The sequence below is a fragment of the Sphingomonas sp. LaA6.9 genome, from assembly GCF_022601895.1.
Lineage (GTDB): Bacteria > Pseudomonadota > Alphaproteobacteria > Sphingomonadales > Sphingomonadaceae > Sphingobium_A.
In genome coordinates, this window is sequence record NZ_JAKVIO010000035.1 from 23,995 (window position 1) to 46,378 (window position 22,384).

Sequence of the window (22,384 nt, forward strand, 5' to 3'; positions counted from 1 at the left end):
AGAAGTGGAGGGCGCGCGGTGCGTGCCCTCGCAGAGGCTCAGGCGGCCGCCGCGACCTTCTTGGCGACTTCGCGCTTCAGGCGACGTGCCTTCAGGCTCAGCTTCTCGTCCGAGGTCTTGAGCAGCCAGTTGTCGAGGCCGCCATTGTGCTCGACCGAACGCAGGCCGTGCGTCGAGACGCGCAGCTTGACGCTGGTGCCCAGCGAATCCGACATCAGCGTGACGTTCTGCAGGTTGGGCAGAAAAGTACGCTTGGTCTTGTTGTTGGCGTGGGAAACATTGTGACCCACCTGACGACCCTTGCCGGTCAGTTCGCAAATGCGCGACATCGTTCTTAATCCTGAATATCGGTTGCCCGGAAAGTCGGTGCCGATAGCGGCCGCGACGATTCGCGTCAACCTCGGCGTGGCATTTCATGCTGATGTTGCAAGTGCCGGGACGACCGTTACACGCTTGTGCATGGCTTTTCCACTGCCCAATCCCATGAAACAGGCGCTTGCGGTCGCGCGCGCGGCGGCGGACGCGGGCGAAGTGCCGATCGGCGCGGTGCTGATGCGCGATGGCAAGGTGGTTGCGGCTGCCGCGAACGAGACGCGCACCGGTCGCGATCCCACAGCGCATGCCGAGATGCTCGTCATCCGCCGCGCCGCCGAGACGCTCGGGCAGGAGCGGCTGGAGGGCTGCGATCTGTGGGTGACGCTGGAGCCATGCGCGATGTGTGCAGGCGCTATCGCGCATGCCCGAATCGCACGGCTCTATTACGCGGCGCCCGATCCCAAAGGTGGTGGCGTCGAACATGGCGCGCGCGTTTTCGACCAGCCGACCTGCCATCACCGCCCGGAAATATATTCGGGGCTGGGCGAAGCCGAGGCGGCCGCCATGTTGCGTGGATTTTTCGTCGCCCGGCGATAAACGCAAAGGGCGCGGAGCTGCGCCCCCGCGCCCTGATACGCGTACGCCACTCTTTACGAAGCCGTTTATCCCTTTGCGTCTTGCTGGGTGATCGGGACGATCTTGATCTCGACTCGGCGATTGGCCTGGCGCCCCTCGGGGGTATCGTTGCTGGCGACAGGGCGGGTCGCGGCAAAGCCCTGGGTGCCAATCCGCGCCGATTGCACCCCGCGCAGGGTCAGATAGTTGGCCACCGATTGCGCGCGATTCTGCGACAGCGGCACGTTGATCGCGTCATTGCCCGTCGAATCAGTGTGGCCGTAAACGTCGATGAAGGTCTGGTCGTACTGGCTCAGCGTCGAGGCGACCTGATCGAGCGTGCCCTGAAATTCGGGCTTCACCGTCGCGCTGCTCGTGTCGAAGGTGACGCCCGAGGGCATGTTGAGTAGAAGTTCGTCACCCTGCCGCACGACATCGACACCCGTGCCCGCGGTCTGCTCGCGCAGCTTCTTTTCCTGCTCATCCATGTAATGGCCGATACCGGCGCCGGCGAGGCCCCCAAGCCCGGCACCGACGATCTTGGCGGTGCGATCGTTGCGGCCGCCGATCAGGTCGCCCATCAGATATCCGCCGAGGGTCCCGGCAATTGCGCCGATGCCTGCATTGGACATGCGCTTCTGGCCTGTCTCCGGATCGGTGGTGCACGCCGCTGTCAGCAGCATCGCGCCGATCGCCATCATGCTCGTCGTTTTCATCATCACACGCATTACAGTTCCCTTGCTTTCAATTTTCCGGGCAACAGCCCGCAAACACAAGATAAACCCGTGCACTGCCTCCTTGTTCCGCATCCGATCTGAACCGGGGATGACGAGGATGTTGTTATCGCCTCGAAATGCTGACAATAGAGGTGGCGAGCCATGCCGTCGCTTCCCCCCTTTCCCTGGATCGATGTCGCGATCATCCTTGCGTTGATCGCGCTGAACGGCGTCTTCGCCATGTCGGAGCTGGCGATCGTTTCGGCGCGCCGGCCACGGCTTCAGGCCATGGCGAAGACGGGACGCCGCGGCGCGCGCACCGCGCTCGCGCTTGCCGCCGATCCGGGCCGTTTCCTGTCTACTGTCCAGATCGGAATCACGCTGATCGGTATCCTTGCGGGTGCTTATTCGGGCGCCAGCCTCGGTCAGCCTGTGGGCGCACGCCTCGCGCTGCTCGGCATTCCCGAAAGCACTGCCGACGAGCTTGGCTTTGCGCTCGTCATTGCCGTCACGACCTATGCCTCGCTGATAGTGGGCGAGCTTGTACCCAAGCAATTCGCGCTGCGTGCCCCCGAACCGATCGCGGTGGTCGTCGCCCGACCGATGCTCTGGCTCTCGCGCATCACCGCGCCGGTCGTCTGGGTGCTCGACAGGTCGAGCGCGATGATCTTCCGCCTGCTCGGTATGAAGCGCGAATCCGACAGCCACGTGACCGCAGAGGAGCTGCACCTCATCGTGGCCGAGGCGAGCAAATCGGGCGTGATCGAGGAGAGCGAACGCGCGATCATCTCGGGCGTGGTGCGGCTCGCCGATCGACCGGTGCGCGAGGTCATGACGCCGCGCACCGAGGTCGACTGGATCGACGCCGACAGCGACGCTGCCGCGATCCGCATGCGTCTTCTCGAGACACCGCACACGCGACTTCCGGTAGCCGAAGGATCGGTCGACAAGATCATCGGCGTCGTCCAGTCGCGCGACATCGTGGCTGCAATGATCCGCGGCGAGGCGCTCGCTCTTCGCACGCTGATGCGCACGGCCCAGGTCCTCCCCGATCAGCTCGATGCGATGGATGCGCTGAACGCGCTGCGCCAGGCCGAAGTGCCTATGGCGCTGGTCCATGACGAATATGGCCATTTCGACGGACTTGTGACCCCCGCCGACCTGCTGATCGCGATCGCGGGTGAATTCGCATCGGACGCCGACATCGGCGCCGATCCCGCACTTGTCGAGCGTGAAGACGGCTCACTCCTCGTCTCCGGGGCGATGGCCGCCGATCAGCTTGCAGAGCGCCTCGGGATAGACCTGCCCGAAGACCGCGATTACGCCACAGTGGCGGGTCTTGCGCTTGCCGTTCTGCGCCACCTGCCCGTGGTGGGCGAATATTTCACCGAGCAGGGCTGGCGTTTCGAGATTGTCGACATGGATGGACGCAAGATCGACAAGCTGCTTGTGAGCGAAGCACGCGGCAAGCGCAGCTGACGTTGCGGTGCCGCTAAAGCGGGCGGAACATCACCAATGCATCGACGAAGCCGAGCCGGGGATGCTCGAATGCGAGCGGCAGTCGCCCGACGATTTCGAAGCCGAGCGATTGCCAGAGCCGCACTGCGCGCTCATTGGTGCTGACCACGAAATTGAACTGCATCGCGCGATAGCCGCGAGACCGCGCATGCTCCATCGAATGCTCGCACATGCTTCGGGCAACACCGCGCCCGGTTGCGGCGGCGCTCGTCATGTAGCCGGCATTGCAGACATGGCAGCCGCCGCCGGCCTGGTTTGCGCGCAGATAATAGGTGCCGAGGATCGCGCCATCCTCTTCGGCGACGAAGGTTTCCTTGTCGGAGGCCAGCCAATAGCCCAATGCGTCCGTTTCGCTCATGTGGCGATCGAGGGTGTAGGTTTCTCCCGCGCGGATCGTTGGGGAGATTATCGACCAGATGGCTGCGGCATCGTCGGCGTGGGCGCGGCGGATAAGCATGCCATCCCCCTAAAGGCGCCCGCGCCGTTGGCAAGCCGTCAGCGGCGCGGGCGGGGGGGCGTTGTCGGCCTCCCCGTCAATTCTCGCTGTCGAGCTTGCCGAACTTCGCTTCGAAGCTCTTGATGTCGCCTTTGGCGAGATAACCGGCCTGCTCGATCCAGAGGTCGCGGGTGATGCGGCCCTTGAAGGTGCCGAGCTGACCGTCGACGCGTTCGATATCGGCCGGCCCCCATGCAGCGATCTGCGCGAAGCTGTTGACGCCGAGACCATTGAGCAGCGTCACGAGCTTGGGACCGACGCCCTTGAGCTGGAGCAGGTTGTCGGGTTTCGCGGGCGCAGCGGGCTTCGCTGCGGCCTTGGGCTTCGGAGCCGCCTTGGCAGCTGCAGGTTTCGCAGCCGGCTTGGCAACCGGCGCCTTGGCAGCCGGTGTTTTGGCGGCGGGCTTCGCTGCTGGCTTTTTCTCGACAGGTGCCTTTGCTGTCTTGGCGGCCGGCGCTGCCGCCTTCTTGGCAGCGGGTGCCTTGGCCGGGGCGGGTTTGGCCTCTGCCTTGGGCTTGGCCGCAGGCGTCTTTGCCGGGGCCTTGGCGACGACTGGCTTGGGCGCTGCCTTCTTGGCGATCGGCGCCTTGGGCGCGGGCGTCACCGCAATCGGAACGGGCGTGTCTATGTGCTCTTGCGCGGGGATCTCGCCAGCAAAGGCAAGCGGTTCGGAAGGCTTGGCGATGGGTTCCGCGATCTTTGCAGGTTCGGCTGCGGCGCCGGGGGGCGTTGCTGGCTTTGCCGGGATCGAAGGCTTGTCCCCGGGTGCGGCGCCGCGCCCCCAGACCCACCAGATGATGCCCGCGCCGAACGCCAGTACGATCAGCACAAATACCCAGTTTACGTCGGTCATGTCCGCGTCCCCTATTCCGACGGGCTTCTCGCCCCCCTCAGACAGAAAAGCCTAGCGAATCGCGATGCGCTGTCCACCCCCCAATGGGTTACGCGGAGGTTACCGCCCTCCGCCGCCCCCGGTGTCGCGAGATCCGGCGAGGCTTGCGAGCTTCACGAACTCCTGCCGCCAGAAATTCTGCTGGACCCCCGCAAGCCGCTGAACATCGACATAGCCGAAGCCGTTGAGATATTTGTCACCCCGCAGCTTCTGGCCAAAGCCCGCTACCGCGACCGCAAAGGCCATGTCGCCATGCGGACGTTGCGCGGCAGCGATCGCGCGCGCGGGGACGGTACGCTCTATCAGCCGGGAGGTGGCGCCATCGGGCAGCTTGTAGCGCAGCTTTACATAGGCGAGCTCGGAGGCCGGACCCGCGCCGGGCAGGCGCTGGTTCATCTCGTAGCGCCGTTCGGGCAACCAGCCCTTGGCGCCCGCGGGCACGACCTCGTAGATCGCGGTCACCTGATGCCCGGCGCCGATATCGCCCGCATCGACGCGGTCATTGTCGAAATCGTCCTCGGCGAGCAGGCGGTTCTCATAGCCGATCAGCCGGTATTCGCTGACCCAGGCGGGATTGAACTCGACCTGGATCTTGACGTCCCTGGCGATCGTGAAGAGCGTCGAGCTCAACTCCTCGTCGAGCACCTTCTGCGCCTCGGTCGCGCTGTCGATATAGGCATAGTTGCCGTTGCCGACATCGGCGATGCTCTCCATCAGCGCTTCATTATAGTTGTTGTCGCCAAAGCCCAGCGTGGTGAGCGTGATGCCGTGTTCGCGCTCGCGCTTGACCATGTCCTCAAGTGTCTCATTATTGGTGACGCCGACGTTGAAGTCGCCATCGGTGGCGATCAGGATACGGTTGATGCCGCCCTTGATATAGCTGGCGCGCGCGGTGGCGTACGCGAGCGACAGGCCAGCGCCCCCCGCCGTCGAGCCGCCCGCCTGGAGGCAGTCGAGCGCCTGCTTCACATAGTTCTTGTCATGCGTCGGCTCGAGCACGATTCCTGCCGCGCCCGCATAGACGACGATCGAAACGCGGTCGCGCGGGGTCAGCTTGTCGGCGAGCATCATCAGCGCCGATTTCACCAGCGGCAGCCGATCGGGCGGCGACATCGATCCCGAGACGTCGACGAGGAAGACGAGATTGGCCGGCGGCCGCTCGGCGCTGGTCGTGTCATAGCCGCGCAGGCCGATGCGCATCAGTCGCGTCTCCGCATTCCAAGGCGTGCGCGCAACGTCGGTCGTGATCGTGAAGGGAGTCTCGCGCGATTTGGGAGCAGGATAGTCGTAGCGGAAATAGTTGATCATCTCCTCGGTGCGCACCGCGGCGGTCGGTGGCACCTGGCCCTGATTGAGGAAGCGGCGGACGTTGGAATAGCTGCCCGTGTCGACATCGACCGAGAAGGTCGAGACGGGCGTCTCGGCCACCGACTGGATCGCGGCAACTGCGTGACCTTCGTAACGCGCGGTGTCGGGCGGGGGCGCATGGTGCGCTGCCGTTGTGACGATCGGCGCTGCGGCGTTGAGGGGCGGGCTCTGGACCCTTGTCCCCGTTACGACCATTTCCTGCGTGCCTTGCGACGCCCTGGGCGGTGGAGGGGGTGCGGGTGGTGGCGGAGGCGGCGCGATCATCGGCTGTCTGGGCGCGAAGACCTTGCCAGTGCGCGGCATCGGCCGCGCAGCGTCGTCGATCGCGCGTGGATTGCATCGCACTGGCGAGGGTACTGGCGGCGCGACACTCAGTGCCGATGCGGGCAGGGGCAGCGGGGTGGCGGATGTCAGGATGACGGCGGCGAGTGCCATGCCGGTCAATGGTCGTGAGCGCATATATCCCTCCCAGCGGGTGTGCCGGGCCGATATCTTCATCGCGCCCGGATCAAGCGACCTCGAAGGCGATCATTGCGCTGTCAACATGACCGGCGGATTAACGAATGTGACATTATATCGCTTCGCGTTCGACCTCGCGCCAGCCGATGTCGCGGCGGCAGAAGCCGGTGGGAAAGCCGATCGCGTCGACCGCGGCATAGGCGGAGGCTTGCGCGCGGGTGACGTTCGGTCCGCTCGCGGTAACGTTGAGCACGCGCCCGCCATTGGCGACGAGCGCGCTGTCCTTGAGCACTGTACCCGCGTGGAAGACCTTTGCGCCCGTCGCCTCCGCCGCCTCGATGCCTGTAATCGCTCCGCCCTTTTCGGGGGTGCCGGGGTAACCCCGCGCCGCCATGACGACGGTGAGCGCGACCTCGGGCTTCATCGCGGGCGGCTCCATCCCGGCAAGCCGCCCCTCGGCGGTTGCGAGCAGCAGGTCGAGCAGATCGTCGGCGAGTCGCATCATCAGCACCTGGCATTCGGGGTCGCCGAAGCGGACATTATATTCGATCAGCTTCGGTCCCTCGTCGGTCAGCATCAGTCCGGCGAAGAATACGCCCGAATAAGGCATCCCCGCCTCGGCCATCGCGCGTGCGGTCGGAGCGACGATCTCATCCATGACGCGCCGCTCAAGCTCGGGGGTGAGCACGCGCGCGGGGCTATAGGCGCCCATGCCGCCGGTATTGGGGCCGGTATCGCCCTCGCCGACGCGCTTGTGATCCTGCGCCGAGCCGAAGGGCAGCACGGTGGTGCCGTCGCACAGCGCGAAAAAGCTCGCTTCCTCGCCCGTCATGAACTCCTCGATCACGACCTCTGCGCCCGCCACGCCGAAGCTGCCTGAGAACATCTCCTCGACCGCGGCCTCGGCGGCCTCGCGCGTCTCGGCGATGATCACGCCCTTGCCCGCCGCGAGTCCGTCCGCCTTCACCACGACGGGGAAGCCGAAATCGTCGAGTGCTGCGAGCGCGCCGTCCTTGCTTGTCGCGCGGACATAGGCGGCGGTGGGGATATTGGCGCGCGCGCACAGGTCCTTGGTGAAACCCTTGGAACCCTCGAGCTGCGCGGCGGCCTTGTTCGGCCCGAAAACCGCGATGCCCATCGTCCTGAGATTGTCGGCAAGGCCGTCGACCAGCGGCGCCTCGGGTCCGACAACGACGAGTGCGATCGAATTGCGGATACAGAAATCGATCACCGCGCGGTGATCGACGGGATCGATCTCGACCAGCTCGGCATGCGCGGCTATGCCCGGATTTCCGGGGGCTGCGAACAGCCTGGTCAGCCTCGGCGATTGCGCCAGCTTCCAGGCGAGCGCATGTTCGCGGCCCCCCGAGCCCAAAAGCAGGACATTCATGAGCGATCCCTTCGACAACGAGAATTCCGGGCGGCTGTTAGCCGAGGAGCGCGGCGGGGACAACGCGCCTGCACAGTCGGTGAGCGAATTGTCAGCAGCACTGAAGCGGATGGTCGAGGGCAATTTCAGCCATGTCCGGCTGCGCGGCGAGATTTCGGGACTGAAGCGTGCGGCGTCGGGCCATGTCTATCTGGCGCTCAAGGACGAGAATGCGGTCATAGATGCGGTGATCTGGAAGGGCGCGGCTAGCCAGATCGCCTTTCGCCCCGAGGACGGGATCGAGGTGATCGCGACGGGGCGGCTCACCACCTATCCCGGGCGCTCCAAATATCAGATCGTCATCGAGCGCCTCGAGCTGGCGGGCGAGGGCGCGCTGATGATGCTGCTCGAGCGCCTCAAGGCCAAGCTCGGCGCCGAAGGGCTGTTCGATCCCGCGCGCAAGGTGCCGCTGCCCTTCCTGCCGCGTGTGATCGGCGTGGTGACATCGCCCACCGGCGCGGTGATCCGCGACATCCTGCACCGCCTCGCCGACCGCTGCCCGACGCGCGTCATCGTCTGGCCCGTGCTTGTGCAGGGAGAGGGGGCGGCGGCGCAGGTGGCGGCCGCGGTCAACGGCTTCGATTCGATGCCCGCCGATGGTCCCGTGCCGCGTCCCGATCTCGTCATCGTCGCGCGCGGCGGCGGCTCGATCGAGGACCTCTGGGCCTTCAACGAGGAGGTCGTCGTGCGCGCGGTCGCCAATTGCACGATCCCGATCATCTCGGCGGTGGGGCACGAGACCGATACGACCTTGTGCGACTATGCCGCGGACGTCCGCGCGCCGACCCCCACCGCGGCTGCCGAGATCGCGGTGCCCGTGCGCGCGGATCTCATCGCGCATCTGGGGCAGCAGCGGCTGCGCATGGCGCGCGCGGCCAATCGCTATCACGAACGCGGCGCCGAACGGCTTCAGGCGCTGGCGCGGCTCCTCCCCAAGCCGCAACAGCTGCTCGATCCCCAGCGCCAGCGCACCGACGATCTCGGCGAAAGGCTCAGGCGGGGGCTTGCGCACCGCTTGTCGGACGCGCGCGGCGAGCTGGCGCGTGCGAGCGGCGCGCTGCGTCCAGCGCTGCTCACCCAGCGCATCGCGCGCGATCGCGACCGTTTCGAGCGGCTCTGGCGCCTGATGGAGTCATTGAGCCCCAATCGCGTGCTCGACCGCGGCTATGCCTGGATCGAGAAACGCGGTGGCGGCGTGGTCACCAGCGCGGCCGGTGCGCGCGCGGCGGGCGCGCTCACGCTGCATTTCGGTGACGGCGCGGTCGACGCCCGGGTTGAGCGACCCGGCGGCAAGGCGTATGATCCTGCCAAGCCAGAACAGCCTGAGCTCTTCTAGCACAGGCCAATGAACAGGAGCGTAAAGACCCGATGTTGATGTCGCATTCCGGACGGCCGGCGAAACTCCATTACATGGCGAACGGCTTCCGTGTGCTTGCATCGGGCGACCATGTGGTGTGCGCGATGACGGGCGAGAAGATACCGCTCGATCATCTGCGCTACTGGAGCGTGGCGCGGCAGGAACCCTATGCCAGCGCCGAAATATCGGTGCGCGCCGAGCTTGATCGGTGAGGCGCGCGACAGGCGTTGCGATCGCCCTCTCGCTCGCCGCCTGCACATCTGCGCCGGGGCCGGCGCCTTCGGTCATCAGCGCGCCCGTCCCGACCGCACCCCGCCCACCGGTTCGTCCGGACGTCGAGATTGCCGGTCCCTTCAACCAGGGTGGCATCGCGCTCGGACGCGCTCCCTCGGATGCAGTGGCGCTGACCTTGGATGGCAAGCCGGTCGACGTCGCCTCCGATGGCCGTTTCCTGATCGGCTTCGGGCGTGATGCGGCCGCGTCCGCGGAGTTGGTTGTCCGCCGCGCCGACGGTTCGACGGAGACGCGAATCCTGACCATTGCGCCGCGATCCTGGCGAATCGAGAATCTCGCGTCCCTTCCGCGGGTGCCGAGATCCAGCGCGGAATTCGAGCGGCTGCGTCCGCTCGAGCTCGAAGAGATTGCGTCGGCCCGCACCGTCGCGTCCGGAAGCCAGGGCTGGCGGCAGCGCTTCGCATGGCCCGTGATCGGCCGCATATCGGGATTGTTCGGGTCGCAGCGCATCTATCGTGGCGAACCCGGCGCCTATCACTCGGGGGTCGATGTCGCGCGTCCGACCGGCACGCCCTTTTTCGCGCCCGCGGACGGCGTCGTCATTCTGGCCACCGACCGTCCGTTCACGCTGGAGGGCTACCTGCTCATGATCGATCACGGCATGGGGCTCAACAGCGCCTTTCTTCACCTGTCGCGTATCGACGTGAAGGCGGGTGACGTCGTGACGCAGGGGCAGATGCTCGGCACCATCGGCGCAAGCGGCCGCGCGACGGGGCCGCATCTTCACTGGGGCATGAAATGGCGCGACGAACGGCTCGACCCGCTGCTCGTCGCGGGCGCGATGCCGGGCGGCAACTAGTTTTCGCGCCTGACCCTGACCGACGGCTGTCCGTTGAATGAGGCAAAATACGAACCCAGCGAGGCGCGTCGGATTCTGACCTTTGTCCCGGGCTTGGGGCCCACGGCCACGGGCTTCTGGTCGATCTGCGACCAGCTTGCGCCGTCTTCCAGCGTGAACCGCCATCCGCCGTCGGCGGTGCGCCCCGTTCCGCGGACCACGGCCTCGATTTCCTTGATCTCCTCCTTTTCTTCGGCGTCTTCGCTGTCCCCGAAGATCTTGAGCGAGGGGAGGGTGAAGCCGAAAAGGCCGCGGCGGGCTTCGCGCACCTGCTCCTTGTCGACGATCACGACGTCGCGCTGCTTCTCGGCGCTTTCGAGCGCGCTGACCTGTGCATCGTAGCATGCGAGGCGCTGGGCGGCGTCGCTGACCGCCTTGCAGTCGAGCAGATTCTGGAAAGCTGCGGAGCGGGGCTTCTCCTCGTTTGCCTCCCTGGCCAATCCGGGTGCGGCGGCGACGAGTGTAGAAATAGCAATCAGAAGGGCGGCGCGCTTCATTCGATATCTCCCTGTGTCGCCGGCGTTGTGAAGCGGTCTGCGGCACGATGCAAGAATGCGCCGCGGCTCGGGCGAAACCGCGCCCCGTACTGTGTGGCATAATGGATACACACCGCCGAGAACTTAGTCTTCAGCCCGTATCCGGCGTTTACAACCCGCCGATCATTGGGGCATTTCGCACCACAGTCTGTTGGGAGAGCGCCGTGCAGGGAGCGCGTGCTTTGCCCAGACAGCCAACATATCGGGTCGAACAATTCGCCTCGATCGCTCCAGAAAAGGGACTGGAAAGTGAGCAAATCTCTCAAATATACGAGCCTGCGCGGGGGCGTTGCGTCCTTTGCACTTGGCTTGGCCATGATCTCGGCGCCTGCCTTTGCGCAGGACGAGCCCCAGGCCGCCGAAGCGGCCGAAGGCGAAGCCATCATCGTCACCGGCTCGCGCATTCCGCAGCCCAACCTCGAATCGGCTGCGCCGGTTACCGTCGTTGGCGCCGAGGACATCAAGCTGCAGGGCACCACCAAGATGGAGGACCTGCTCAACTCGCTGCCCGGCGTGTCTGCAAGCCAGGCCTCGACGCTCTCCAACGGCGCTGACGGTACGGCATCGGTCGACCTTCGTGGCCTCGGCACGAGCCGCACGCTGACCCTCGTCAACGGCCGTCGCCTGCTGCCGGGCGATCCGAGCCCGACCAGCGGTTCGGCTGCCGACATCAACATCATACCCGCTTCGATCGTGAAGCGCGTCGAGGTCCTGACGGGCGGTGCGTCGTCGACCTATGGTGCGGACGCGGTCGCGGGCGTCGTGAACTTCATCATGGATACCGATTTCGAGGGTATCAAGTTCGACGGCCAGTACAGCTTCTCCCAGCACAACAACCGCAACGAGTTCATGCCGCCGCTGCTCGATGCGCGCGCGGCTCAGGGTCTTGCCGGCTATGGCTATCCCAAGGGCAGCGTCGTCGACGGCGGGACCATCGACGCCACGGTCTCGATCGGCACCAAGTTTGACGATGGCCGCGGCCATGCAGTCGTCTATGCCGGCTACCGCAAGGCCAAGCCGGTCCTGCAGTCGCGCCGCGATTTCAGCGCCTGCACCCTGCAGAACACTGGCGCTGGCGTACCACGCTGCGGCGGTTCGGCGACCTCGGACAACGGAAACGTGATCGTGTTCGACGATTTCGGCGGTGCTCGTGCGACGTCGACGATCTACACCTTCGCGCCCGGTGGCGGTTTCAACAACTCGACCACGCTCTACAACTTCGCACCGACCAACTATTTCCAGCGGCCGGACGAACGCTACACTGCGGGCCTGTTCGCGAACTACGAGATCAACGACTCGATCAAGCCGTATCTCGAGTTCATGTTCATGGACGACCGCACGGTTGCCCAGATCGCGCCTTCGGGTGACTTCGGCAATACGCTGACGATCAACTGCGACAATCCGCTCATGTCGGCGGCTCAGCGCGCCGTAGTCTGCGACAACGAGAACCTGATCAACGGCTTCCTGGGCGTCTTCCCGCTGGCGCAGGGCGCTCCCTACAACCCCAATCCGGGGGCGGCGCCGATCGACTTCACCGATCCGACGACCGGAGCGACCTATAACAGGGCGTTCTTCCAGTTGCTCCGCCGCAACGTCGAAGGTGGTCCTCGCCGGTCCGACCTGCACCACACCAATTTCCGTACGGTCATTGGTTCGAAGGGCGATCTGGATAATGTCTGGTCGTACGACGCTTATTACCAGTATGGCCGGTCGAACTACACGCAGGTCTATTCGAACGAGTTCTCGGTAGCGCGTCTTACCCGCGCGCTCGATGTCGTGACTGGTCCCAACGGCACCCCGGTGTGCCGCTCGGTCGTCGACGGCACCGATCCGAACTGCGTGCCCTATAACGTCTTCGGCGGCGCGGGCTCCGTGAGCCCCGCAGCGGTTGCCTATCTGTCGGCGACCGGCTTCCAGAAGGGCCAGACCTCGGAGCAGGTCGCGAGCGCCTCGTTCACCGGTCTTCTTGGTGAATATGGCTTCCAGACCCCCTGGGCCGAAGACGGCGTTGGCATCAACGTCGGTGTGGAATGGCGCAAGGAGTCGCTGGAACTGAACACCGACAACGCCTTCCAGACGGGTGATCTCACCGGTCAGGGCGGCGCGACGCTGCCGCTTTCGGGCAACTTCCGCGTCTATGACCTGTTCGGCGAAGTCCAGATCCCGATCGTGCAGGACAGCTTCATCCACGATTTTTCGATCAACGCGGGTTATCGCAAGTCGTGGTACGAGACGAGCGCCGATCGCAAGTATGACACCGACACCTACAAGGTCGGCGTCGAACTCGCGCCGATCCCGGATATTCGCCTGCGCGGTGCATATAACCGGGCCGTCCGTGCTCCGAACATCCAGGAACTGTTCGCCACCAACACCGTCGCTTTGAACGGCAGCGTGGATCCCTGCGCCGGCATCACGATCACCGCAACGGATTATGGCTGTCTTGCTCAGGGTCTTCTGGTCGGCCAGCGGACTGCCGCGAACCCGGCGGGCCAGTATAACGGCTTGATCGGCGGCAACCCCGATCTGCAGCCCGAAAAGGCGACGACAAAGACCTTCGGTGTGGTCCTTCAGCCCGGCTTCCTGCCGCGCTTCGCGCTGACCATCGATTATTTCGATATCAAGGTCGACAACGCGATCCGTGCTTTCGGTCAGGATGCAGTGCTGGGTGACTGCGTCGCCAACTCGACCGCAACGGCGGCGGCCGCATCTTGCGACCTCGTCAATCGTGACGCGGCCGGCTCGCTGTGGCTGACCCCGGGCGGTTTCGTTACCGACCTTCCGAACAACGTCGGCAAGCTTCGGACCAAGGGTATCGAGGTCAACGGTTCGTACTCGCACAGCCTCGACTTCGGCACGATCTCGGCCAGCTTCATCGGGACCTATCTCGACAAGTACAAGATCGACAACGGTCTGACCGAGCCCTTCGACTGCGCGGGTCTCTATGGTCCGACCTGCACCATCGGCGGCACCACCAACGCCGGTGCGCCGCTGCCCGAATGGCGGCACAAGGCGCGCGTGACGCTGAACACCGAAATGGGTCTCGGCTTCTCGGTGCAGTGGCGCTATGTCGGCGAGGTCACGGCCGAAACGCTGGAAGACAATGAGTCGATCGGCGCTCCTGTCAGCTCGCAATTCGATCCGGGTCTGAAGCTCAAGGCGCAGAACTATATCGACATTGCGACCACCTTTGCCTTTGCCGAGAACTACCAGTTCCGTCTGGGCGTGAACAACGTGTTCGACAAGCAGCCTCCGCTGGTTACGTCGGGCAACGCCGGCCGTGCGGGTTCGAACCTGTGCCCGACTGGTCCGTGCAACGGCAACACCTATCCGGCCACCTATGATGCTCTGGGTCGCTACGTCTATGCAGGCGTGACGCTCGAGTTCTAAGGTTCAGTCCGGTTAACACTGTCGGGGGGCGGTCGATCCTGGGATCGGCCGCCCCTCCTTTTATGGTCTGCCGACAATCTTGACATGCATTTGGATTGCATTGGCGCGGCGGAACGGGGCAAACAATCACGATGGCAACTGCACCAATGCTCGATCCGATTACTGCCGATGTGTTGAGAGAGGCTGTGGGCGCCGCCCAGACCGGTGACCTTCAGCGCGCCCGACAACTGGCGGAGAATGCGCTGCTACGTGGCGGCGATGTCGTTGCACTCAATGCCTTTCTTGGAATGCTGCGTGCGCGTGCGGGAGATGCAGCAGGCGCAATCCGCCATCTCAAGGCGGCCCATGGTGGCCGGCCTGGCGACGTCACGATCGCATGCAATCTGATCGCTGCCCTGATCGAATCGGGCGATCTGGCCGGCGCGCTCGAGGTCGCCACCAGCAAGCTCGCATTCTCCGACGCGTCGCTGCGCGTTGCCCGCTATCGCGGCTTTGTCGCGCAATCGCTCGACCGGTTCGCGGATGCGGCAGAGGCCTATGACTATGTCGTCGCGCGTGCTCCTGGTGATTTCGAGAGCTGGAACAACCTCGGAAATGCACGTTCCGCGCTCGGCGATTTCACTGGCAGCGTCGATGCTCTGGAGCGCGCGGTAGCGCTTGATCCTCTCGCGTCACCGACACGATTGAACCTCGCCAATGCGCTTCGCGCGGCCGATCGTGATGAAGAAGCTGAACAGACTTTGCGCGCTGCCGCGGCGGATTTCCCTGATGACGCCCGCGCGCTCAACGAACTTTACGTGCTTTTCAAACGCCAGGCGCGACAGGAGGAGGCTCTGCCGGCGCTGGAGGAGGCCGTCCGTCGCGATCCGAAGGATCCGGACCTTCAGGTCAAGCTCGGCATCGAATATGGGCTGGTCAATCGCATTGCCGAGGCGGAACGCGCGTTTCGTGAGGCGATTGCGCTCAACCCGGTCATTTCGGACGCGTATCTCGGGCTTGTCATCCAGTATGAGCACACAAATCGCGAAAACGAATTTGCTCCGCTGATCGCACTCGCCGAAGCCAATGGCGTTGACCCCGGTACGCTCGGCTTTCTCCGTGCCATGGAGAATCGCCGACAGGGCGAGTTCGAAAGTGCCCTGGAAAATCTGTCGCATGTGCCGCCAGCCACCGAGCCCGAGCGCACGGCGCATATTCGCGCAACCGTGCTCGACCGTCTGGGCCGGACCGACGAAGCCTTTGCGGCATTCGAGGAGACCGCACGGCTGCATCAGGCACATCCCACCCAGCCCCTCAGACGCGGTGCCGAGATGCGTGACGAGATCCGCAAGGAAGCAGAACTTCTCACGCCCGATTGGATCGCCGGCTGGCGCCCGGCGCAGGCAGCAGCTGACGGCTTTGCGGATCCGGTGTTTCTCGTCGGCTTTCCGCGGTCGGGCACGACATTGCTCGACACGATCCTGATGGGGCATCCCGGAACCACGGTTCTGGAGGAGCAACCTCCGCTTAACCTCGTCGACACCGCGATCGGCGGATTTGAAAAGCTCGCCGCACTCGATGATGCGGGAATCGCAAAGGCGCGGGCGCACTATTTCGAGGAGGTGCGCAAGATCGAGCCTTATGACGGTTCGACGCTCCTCGTCGACAAATCTCCGCTGTTTCTGCACAAGGTGCCGCTGATCCAGCGGCTCTTTCCGAACGCGCGCTTCATCCTCGCGCTGCGGCATCCCTGCGATGTGTTGCTGAGCTGCTACATGAGCAATTTCCGCCTCAACGCGGCGATGGCCAACTTCCTCCGGCTTGAGGATGCTGCCGAATTCTATGATCTGACCTTCCGCTACTGGGAACGCTCGGGCCAATTCTTCCCGGTCAACGTGCACACGATCGTCTATGAAAAGCTGATCGAGAACGTTGAGGGGCAGGTCCGTCCGTTGCTCGAATTCCTCGGCCTCGAGTGGCACGAGGGCGCGCTCGATCATCAGCGTACCGCCAAGTCGCGCGGGCTGATCACGACGGCCAGCTATTCGCAGGTCACCGAACCGATCTACAAGCGCGCGGCCGGCCGCTGGGAACGCTATCGCACGCATCTGGAACCGATCCTGCCGACTCTTGAACCCTGGGTCGAAAAGTTCGGCTATTCGCTTTGAACGCTGAGCTGCCCGCGCTGCTCGCCGAGGCCGATCGCGCCTCGATGGCGCAGGACTTCGCGCGCGCACAGGCCTTGCTGCGAGAGGCGGCCGATGCGCGTCCCGATGATGCGTCGATCTTCCTGAAGCTGGCGGGCGTCAGCCGCGCTGCGGGCCAGCCGCGTGTCGCGCTCGAGGCTATTCATCGCGCGCTCGCGATTGCGCCGCTCGATTTCACCGCCTTGCTCATGAAGGCAAGCCTGCTGGATCGGGTCGGAGATCCGATGGCGGGCGAGGCATGGGGGCACGCGCTCGCGCAGAAACCCGACGGCGATCTGCCGCCCCAGATTGCCGCTGTGCTTGCGCAAGGGCAGCAGCGTTACGACGCGTGGCGTGATGCGCGCGAAGGCCAGCTCAAGTCGGCGATGGTCGAGATCGAGGCGCGCGCCGGGGATGAGGAACGTGGCCGTATCGATCGCTTTTGCAGCAATGTGGTGCGGCGGACGCGCCATTTTCACAGCGAACCAACGCATTTCCATTTCCCGGGATTGAGCGAACGCGAATTCCACCCGCGCCGGCTCTTTCCCTGGCTGGAGGAGATCGAGGCCGCGACCGACGTGATCGGCGCTGAGCTCGAAGCCGTCATGGCTGCCGAGCGCGCCGAACTCGTCCCCTATATCCAGTACGAAGCGCATCAGCCGCTCCGCCAATGGAAGCCGCTCAATCACAATCCTGACTGGACCGCGATCCATCTTTGGAAAAACGGGCGGCAGGTCGAGGCCAATGCGCGCCATTGTCCGCGCACGCTGGCGCTGCTCGATCGCTTCGATCAGCCTGCGATCCCGGGGGCATCGCCCAATGCGATGTTCTCGCTGCTTGCGCCCAACACGACGATCCCCCCGCATGTAGGCGTCAGCAACGCGCGGCTCGTCTGTCATCTGCCGCTTGTCGTGCCGCAGGGATGCTGGTTCCGCGTCGGTGCGGAAACGCGATACTGGCAGCGCGGGGAGGCCTTCGTATTCGACGACACGATCGAACATGAAGCGATGAACCCGAGCGATCAGTTGCGGATCGTCTTCATATTCGATCTGTGGCACCCCGATCTCAGCGCCGTCGAGCGCGAGGCGGTGGCGACGCTGATCACGGCAGCCGGGGGCGCCCCGGCCGCCGGGCTGTGAGCATCGAAGCCGCGCTGACCGCCGCGCGCGCCGGGCGCGCCGATGTCGACGGCCTTGATGAGCTTGCGCGGCTGGCGCTTGCCGAAGGGGAAGAAGAGCGCGCGTTGCCGCTGGTGCGCGCAGCGGCGCAGCGGCACTCGAGTGCGCGGCTGTGGCAATGGAGCGGGTTGCTTGAGCGCGCGCTCGACGAGCATGAGGCGGCACTCGAATCCTTCATGCACGCGGCGCGGCTTGCGCCTTCGGATGCGGGCATCGCGCACGGGCACGCCCAGGTTGCGCTGGAAGCGGGCCTTGATGCGGTGGCGCTATTCGAGCATGCGAACCGTCTTGGACCTCCAAAGGGCGACATACTCGTCGGTCTCGCCGCGGCGCGCATGGCCGCGGGAAGGGGCGAGGAGGCAGCGGCCGAGCTCGATGCGATCCTGGCGCAGGCGCCGCTCTGGCTTCAGGGGCATCAGCAGCTGGCGCAGCTCCGCGCAACAATGGGACGTCCCGATCTTGCGAGCGCCTCGCTCGAACGCGCAATGGCGGCAGCGCCCGGGGAAGCGGCGCTATGGCAGGGCCTGTTCGATCTCGATCTTCGACGCGAGGACTTTGCGCGATTGCGCGACGACGTGGAGCGCGCCCGCGTCGCGGGACTGGCTCACATTCACCACGCCGAGTTCGAAGCGATCGCGGCGGCCGAATTGGGGGAAACCGGGCGCGCCGACGCATTGTTCGATGCCGCGCCCTCTGACCGGCAGCCGGCGCTTGCGCTGTGGAGGATCCGGCATCTTCTGCGCAGCGGACGCGCCGACAGTGCAGTGATGCTCATCGACCGCGAGCTTCGCTCCGAGCGTTCGGCGATGGTCTGGCCCTATGCCGCCGCGGCATGGCGCCAGACCGGGGACGCGCGCAGTCAGTGGCTCGAGCAGGACGCGCATTACGTAAAAGTGATGGACCTCGGCGATGCGTTGCCGGGGCTCGATGCGCTGGCCGCGCGGCTGCGTGCACTGCATGTTGCCAAGGGCGAGTATCTCGACCAGTCGGTTCGTGGCGGCACCCAGACCGATGGCCCGTTGTTGAGCCGCATAGAACCTGAAATTCGGACGGCGCGCGCCGCGATCGTCGGCGCGATCGAGCGCTATGCGGGCGAGCTTCCTCCACCGGATGACGCGCATCCGCTGCTGCGCCAACGTCGCGACCGGCGCATCCGCTTTGCGGGGAGCTGGTCCGTCCGCCTGCGCGGCGCGGGGCATCATGCCAATCACGTCCATCCCCAGGGGTGGATCAGCTCGGCGCTGTATGTGGCGTTGCCCGGGAGGCAGTCGCACGAGGACGCGCATGCGGGCTGGCTCGCGCTCGGCGTACCGCAGGCCGAACTCGGCCTTGATCTGGCGCCGGTGCGCATGGTCGAGCCCCGCCCTGGACGGCTGGTGCTGTTCCCGTCATGGATGTGGCACGGCACCCGGCCCTTTGCCGCGGGCGAACGGCTGACCATAGCCTTCGATGTAGCCCCGCCAAGATAGGCAAGCTGCTGTCGCCGGTCGAAAAACCTTGGAACCGGCGTTCGAATGCTGCAGTCTCGCGGACAGGGTTTGTACCGAGAGGAGTAATGATGCGCCCGATTGCACGTTTGACCGCATTGGGGGCCCTGATCGCCTGTGCGCTGACGGTCCCGGCGGCCGCTGAAGAAGCGTCGTCAAAGGCCAAAAAGCAGGCCGATCCGGACGAAGTCGTCTGCGAGAAGCAGGAAGTGCTGGGAAGTCGACTGGCGGTTAAGAAGGTCTGCAAGACGCGCGCCCAATGGGCGGAGCAACGGCGGGCCGACCGCGACGCTGTCGACAAATCCCAGCTCAACTCCTGCATGCGACAGGCGGGCTGCTGAGGTCGCGGACCTCGCCATTGTAATCTGAAGGAGGCGCAGCGCGTCCGGTCACAGGGGGGCCGGCGCTGTTTGCGCTTGTGCGGCTAAGGAGCCGTTCTGTCCCGAAACGCGCGTGACGCCAAAGCCGATGGTCTTGCCCCTGTTCTGATCAATCATCGCTGCGTCTCGCCACCGATGCATCGGGCCATCGTCCTGCTGGCGCAGGGATTAAATAGTTTTATAGCAAACATATTAATCTGCGGTTCATCCGGACCGGAACGCGTCTCGATCTGACTGTTGCAAATATGTGACGGTCGGAGATTCGTATGATTCTGCACGCAAAGCTCAAATTTACAACCATGTGCAACTGAGCCATGTGATCGCCGCGGCGTGGGAAAGCCAGAATTTCCTGAGGCCGGCGACCAGAGGTCCGGAACGATCTTCGTTCCAAATTAGTGTTGTACAAAAGGATATCGACCCAAATGAACATGTGTTTGTTGCGTCTCCGGACGGGTGCCGCGCATTTGGCACTCGGCCTGGCCGTCGTGTCTCTGCCGGCCCATGCACAGGAAGCTCCCGAAGCCACCAACGAGGACGATGCCATTGTCGTCACCGGCTCGCGCATTGCGCAGCCCGGCGTCGAATCGAACATCCCTGTCGTCGCGGTCTCTGCCATCGACCTGCAACGCGAGGGTGTCGTCAACATCCAGGACTCGCTTCAGGAACTGCCCCAGATGGGCGTCGGCAACAGCCGCACCAACACCAACTTCCTGACCTCGGGCAACGGCGTCGCCACGCTCAACCTGCGCAATCTCGAGGACAAACGCACGCTCGTACTCGTCAATGGCCGTCGTTTCGTCTCGGGTCTCGCGGGCAGCTCGACCGTCGACATCAACAACATTCCGACCGATTTCATCGAGCGTTACGAAGTGATCACCGGCGGCGCCTCGGCCGTCTATGGCTCCGAGGCGATCGCGGGCGTCGTCAACTTCATCCTCAAGGACGAGTTCGAAGGCATCTCCGCGCGCGCGCAGTACAACATCACCGAGAAGGGCGATAACCCGCGCTATTTCGCAAGCATCACCGCCGGCACCAGGTTCGGCGCGGATGATCGCGGCTCATTCATGGGCAATTTCTCGTACGACAAGGATACCGGCCTGTTGTCGCGCAAGCGCCGCATCTCGGCCGAGGACTGCTATTTCGACATCTGCGGACCCGGCGGGTACAGCTCCTATTCGCCGCAGGGCCGCTTCCAGCTGTTCAACGCGGCGGGCGCCCCACAGAATGCCTATCTCGGCGGCAGCCTGTTCTCGTTCGACGACAACAACAACGTCATCGCCGGGGGTGGCGCAGGCTTCAACCGCAACTCGGTGCGTCGGATCTCGACCCCGGTCGAGCGTTACCTCGCCAGCGGTATCTTCAAATATGACCTGACCGACGACATCCAGGCATTTGCCGAGATCACCTATTCGAAGGTGAAGTCGAATTCGGATATCGAGGCGCTCGCGCTCGCCGACACCGACATCTACGCTCCGGGTTTCGGCATCGGTATCGACAACCCCTTCATCCCGGCAGATGTGCGGGCTGCGATCGCCGCGCGCAACAGCGACGGCGACGCCAGCAACGACGTTTCCTACCTCGGCTTCCGTCGCCGTCAGAACGAGGTCTTCGACCGTTCGAACAACAACACGCGTGACACGTGGCGCGTCGCCACGGGCTTTCGCGGTTCGTTCGCCGAGAACTGGAACTTCGACGCGAGCTATGTCTATGGCCGTCTGAAGGACAACACGACCAGCCAGGACATCGACAATGCGCGTTATCGCAACGCGCTCGACGCGGTCCAGCTCGCCGATGGCTCGATCGTCTGCCGCAGCGCGACCGCACGGGCGGAGGGTTGCGTTCCGATCAACATCTTCGGTTTCAACACCGCCAGCCCGGCAGCATCCGCATATGTCCAGGCGGTCGTCCCCAAGTCCGAGAAGATCACCAACGAGCAGCATGTGCTGGCTGCCAACATCACGAACAGCCAGCTCTTCTCGCTTCCCGCGGGTGATGTCGGCGTCTCGTTCGGTACCGAGTACCGCAAGGAGAAGAGCGTCGACGATCTCGACATCCTGACCAACACCGGCGGCAATTCGGGCAACATGATCCCCGACACCGTCGGCCAGTTCGACGTCTGGGAAGCCTATGGCGAGGTCAAGGTGCCGCTGCTCGCCGACACAGCCTTCTTCAACTATCTCGGCGTGACGGGCGCGGCCCGCTATTCCGATTATAGCCAGGGCAATGTGGGTGGCGTGTTCTCGTGGAACGCTGGCGCAGAATGGTCACCGGTGGATGGCGTCCGTTTCCGCGGCGCCTATGCACAGGCAAACCGTGCGCCCAACATCTCCGAATTCGCCTCGGCACCCGCGGAGACCTTCGAGGGCGTGACCGATCCCTGCAACAACGTAACCGCGACCAGCAACCGCGCCCAGGACAACGCCTGCCGCGCCATCCCCGCGATTGCGGCCGCTATCGCTGCCAATGGCACCTTCGCCTACACCCCGGCGGATCTGCAGGGCATCAACGGCTTCGTCGGTGGCAACCCCGATCTGAAGGAAGAGACCGCCAACACGATCACGATTGGCGGCGTCTTCACGCCCAGCTTCGCGCCCGGTGTCGCCCTGACCGTCGACTATTACGACATCAAGGTGAAGGACGCGATCGCGCAGGTCGGCCGTGACCTTTCGATCGAGCAGTGCCTGCTCACGGGCCTCGCGGACTTCTGCGACAACGTGACGCGCAATGCCGCGACGGGTTTCGTCACGCGCGTCGACGATCAGCTGATCAACATCGGCAAGATCCGCACCAAGGGCATCGACGTTGGCCTTCGCTACGGCCGCGCCCTCAACTGGTTCGGCGATGACCGCATCGACCTGACCGCCAACTACACCTACCTCATCGACTTCAAGCAGCAGGCCAACCCCTCGGCTCCGGTCGAGGAGTTCGCAGGCGAAGTCGGTTATGCGAAGCAC

The 22,384-nt window shown here is 64.6% G+C and carries 18 protein-coding genes; 11 read left to right on the forward strand and 7 right to left on the reverse strand.

Features of this window, described 5'->3' with window-relative positions; translation table 11 throughout:
- Positions 1 to 38: 38 nt before the first annotated feature.
- Positions 39 to 329, reverse strand: coding sequence for a 50S ribosomal protein L28 (gene rpmB / locus MKI88_RS16060; protein ID WP_241632419.1), 291 nt, complete (start codon positions 327 to 329; stop codon positions 39 to 41).
- A 130-nt stretch (positions 330 to 459) separates the two neighbouring features.
- Between rpmB and MKI88_RS16065 the strand changes: the two genes are divergently transcribed.
- Entirely contained in the window at positions 460 to 912 is a 453-nt protein-coding gene (locus tag MKI88_RS16065) for a nucleoside deaminase (protein WP_241632421.1), read from the forward strand.
- 65 nt (positions 913 to 977) lie between these two features.
- Here MKI88_RS16065 and MKI88_RS16070 read toward each other — a convergent pair whose 3' ends face one another.
- Positions 978 to 1,658 (reverse strand): OmpA family protein, encoded by a 681-nt coding sequence (locus tag MKI88_RS16070; RefSeq protein ID WP_241632423.1) that lies wholly within the window; start codon positions 1,656 to 1,658, stop codon positions 978 to 980.
- A gap of 150 nt (positions 1,659 to 1,808) precedes the next feature.
- On the opposite strand from MKI88_RS16070, the gene MKI88_RS16075 reads away from it, so the two are divergent.
- Complete coding sequence (locus MKI88_RS16075) at positions 1,809 to 3,125, forward strand: hemolysin family protein (RefSeq protein WP_241632426.1); 1,317 nt, start codon at positions 1,809 to 1,811, stop codon at positions 3,123 to 3,125.
- Positions 3,126 to 3,138: 13 nt separating this feature from the next.
- Here the strand turns inward: MKI88_RS16075 and MKI88_RS16080 are convergent, their stop codons facing one another.
- From MKI88_RS16080 to purD, 4 genes are all read right to left on the reverse strand, one after another.
- Entirely contained in the window at positions 3,139 to 3,621 is a 483-nt protein-coding gene (locus MKI88_RS16080) for a GNAT family N-acetyltransferase (protein ID WP_241632428.1), read from the reverse strand.
- A gap of 76 nt (positions 3,622 to 3,697) precedes the next feature.
- Entirely contained in the window at positions 3,698 to 4,513 is an 816-nt protein-coding gene (locus tag MKI88_RS16085; RefSeq protein WP_241632430.1) for a hypothetical protein, read from the reverse strand.
- 99 nt (positions 4,514 to 4,612) lie between these two features.
- Positions 4,613 to 6,379 (reverse strand): von Willebrand factor type A domain-containing protein, encoded by a 1,767-nt coding sequence (locus tag MKI88_RS16090; RefSeq protein ID WP_241632431.1) that lies wholly within the window; start codon positions 6,377 to 6,379, stop codon positions 4,613 to 4,615.
- A 112-nt stretch (positions 6,380 to 6,491) separates the two neighbouring features.
- On the reverse strand, positions 6,492 to 7,769 hold the full coding sequence (purD, locus tag MKI88_RS16095) for a phosphoribosylamine--glycine ligase (protein WP_241632432.1): 1,278 nt from the start codon (positions 7,767 to 7,769) through the stop codon (positions 6,492 to 6,494).
- Between purD and xseA the strand changes: the two genes are divergently transcribed.
- Genes xseA through MKI88_RS16110 form a run of 3 tightly spaced genes read left to right on the forward strand, consistent with a single transcriptional unit; the run spans position 7,768 to position 10,258 of the window.
- Positions 7,768 to 9,144, forward strand: coding sequence for an exodeoxyribonuclease VII large subunit (gene xseA, locus MKI88_RS16100; RefSeq protein ID WP_241632434.1), 1,377 nt, complete (start codon positions 7,768 to 7,770; stop codon positions 9,142 to 9,144). The two genes, purD and xseA, sit on opposite strands and share 2 nt — an antisense overlap.
- Before the next feature lie 32 nt (positions 9,145 to 9,176).
- Positions 9,177 to 9,377 carry a DUF2093 domain-containing protein gene (locus MKI88_RS16105; RefSeq protein ID WP_241632436.1) on the forward strand — a complete coding sequence of 67 codons (201 nt, stop codon included), beginning with the start codon at positions 9,177 to 9,179 and terminating at the stop codon, positions 9,375 to 9,377.
- Positions 9,374 to 10,258 (forward strand): M23 family metallopeptidase, encoded by an 885-nt coding sequence (locus MKI88_RS16110; protein ID WP_407073370.1) that lies wholly within the window; start codon positions 9,374 to 9,376, stop codon positions 10,256 to 10,258. The genes MKI88_RS16105 and MKI88_RS16110 overlap by 4 nt, the downstream gene beginning before the upstream one ends.
- Here MKI88_RS16110 and MKI88_RS16115 read toward each other — a convergent pair.
- Complete coding sequence (locus MKI88_RS16115) at positions 10,255 to 10,794, reverse strand: hypothetical protein (protein ID WP_241632437.1); 540 nt, start codon at positions 10,792 to 10,794, stop codon at positions 10,255 to 10,257. The two genes, MKI88_RS16110 and MKI88_RS16115, sit on opposite strands and share 4 nt — an antisense overlap.
- 288 nt (positions 10,795 to 11,082) lie before the next feature.
- Here MKI88_RS16115 and MKI88_RS16120 point away from each other — a divergent pair, with 288 nt between their 5' ends.
- From MKI88_RS16120 to MKI88_RS16145, 6 genes are all read left to right on the forward strand, one after another.
- Complete coding sequence (locus MKI88_RS16120; RefSeq protein ID WP_241632438.1) at positions 11,083 to 14,220, forward strand: TonB-dependent receptor domain-containing protein; 3,138 nt, start codon at positions 11,083 to 11,085, stop codon at positions 14,218 to 14,220.
- Positions 14,221 to 14,351: 131 nt separating this feature from the next.
- Entirely contained in the window at positions 14,352 to 16,367 is a 2,016-nt protein-coding gene (locus MKI88_RS16125) for a tetratricopeptide repeat-containing sulfotransferase family protein (protein WP_241632439.1), read from the forward strand.
- Positions 16,364 to 17,524 (forward strand): aspartyl/asparaginyl beta-hydroxylase domain-containing protein, encoded by a 1,161-nt coding sequence (locus tag MKI88_RS16130; RefSeq protein ID WP_241632442.1) that lies wholly within the window; start codon positions 16,364 to 16,366, stop codon positions 17,522 to 17,524. The genes MKI88_RS16125 and MKI88_RS16130 overlap by 4 nt, the downstream gene beginning before the upstream one ends.
- Complete coding sequence (locus MKI88_RS16135; RefSeq protein ID WP_241632444.1) at positions 17,521 to 19,032, forward strand: putative 2OG-Fe(II) oxygenase; 1,512 nt, start codon at positions 17,521 to 17,523, stop codon at positions 19,030 to 19,032. The genes MKI88_RS16130 and MKI88_RS16135 overlap by 4 nt, the downstream gene beginning before the upstream one ends.
- 86 nt (positions 19,033 to 19,118) lie before the next feature.
- Positions 19,119 to 19,391, forward strand: coding sequence for a hypothetical protein (locus MKI88_RS16140; RefSeq protein WP_241632446.1), 273 nt, complete (start codon positions 19,119 to 19,121; stop codon positions 19,389 to 19,391).
- A gap of 473 nt (positions 19,392 to 19,864) precedes the next feature.
- Positions 19,865 to 22,384 (forward strand): TonB-dependent siderophore receptor (locus MKI88_RS16145; RefSeq protein ID WP_241632448.1); only part of this gene is annotated, 2,520 nt, incomplete at its 3' end.

What these genes read in the sequence shown, in the direction of transcription:
- rpmB (WP_241632419.1), bottom strand. Translation starts at nt 329, where the DNA reads ATGTCGCGCATTTGCGAACTGACCGGCAAGGGTCGTCAGGTGGGTCAC.
- MKI88_RS16065 (WP_241632421.1), top strand. Translation starts at nt 460, where the DNA reads ATGGCTTTTCCACTGCCCAATCCCATGAAACAGGCGCTTGCGGTCGCG.
- MKI88_RS16070 (WP_241632423.1), bottom strand. Translation starts at nt 1,658, where the DNA reads ATGCGTGTGATGATGAAAACGACGAGCATGATGGCGATCGGCGCGATG.
- MKI88_RS16075 (WP_241632426.1), top strand. Translation starts at nt 1,809, where the DNA reads ATGCCGTCGCTTCCCCCCTTTCCCTGGATCGATGTCGCGATCATCCTT.
- MKI88_RS16080 (WP_241632428.1), bottom strand. Translation starts at nt 3,621, where the DNA reads ATGCTTATCCGCCGCGCCCACGCCGACGATGCCGCAGCCATCTGGTCG.
- MKI88_RS16085 (WP_241632430.1), bottom strand. Translation starts at nt 4,513, where the DNA reads ATGACCGACGTAAACTGGGTATTTGTGCTGATCGTACTGGCGTTCGGC.
- MKI88_RS16090 (WP_241632431.1), bottom strand. Translation starts at nt 6,379, where the DNA reads ATGCGCTCACGACCATTGACCGGCATGGCACTCGCCGCCGTCATCCTG.
- xseA (WP_241632434.1), top strand. Translation starts at nt 7,768, where the DNA reads ATGAGCGATCCCTTCGACAACGAGAATTCCGGGCGGCTGTTAGCCGAG.
- purD (WP_241632432.1), bottom strand. Translation starts at nt 7,769, where the DNA reads ATGAATGTCCTGCTTTTGGGCTCGGGGGGCCGCGAACATGCGCTCGCC.
- MKI88_RS16105 (WP_241632436.1), top strand. Translation starts at nt 9,177, where the DNA reads ATGTTGATGTCGCATTCCGGACGGCCGGCGAAACTCCATTACATGGCG.
- MKI88_RS16115 (WP_241632437.1), bottom strand. Translation starts at nt 10,794, where the DNA reads ATGAAGCGCGCCGCCCTTCTGATTGCTATTTCTACACTCGTCGCCGCC.
- MKI88_RS16125 (WP_241632439.1), top strand. Translation starts at nt 14,352, where the DNA reads ATGGCAACTGCACCAATGCTCGATCCGATTACTGCCGATGTGTTGAGA.
- MKI88_RS16140 (WP_241632446.1), top strand. Translation starts at nt 19,119, where the DNA reads ATGATGCGCCCGATTGCACGTTTGACCGCATTGGGGGCCCTGATCGCC.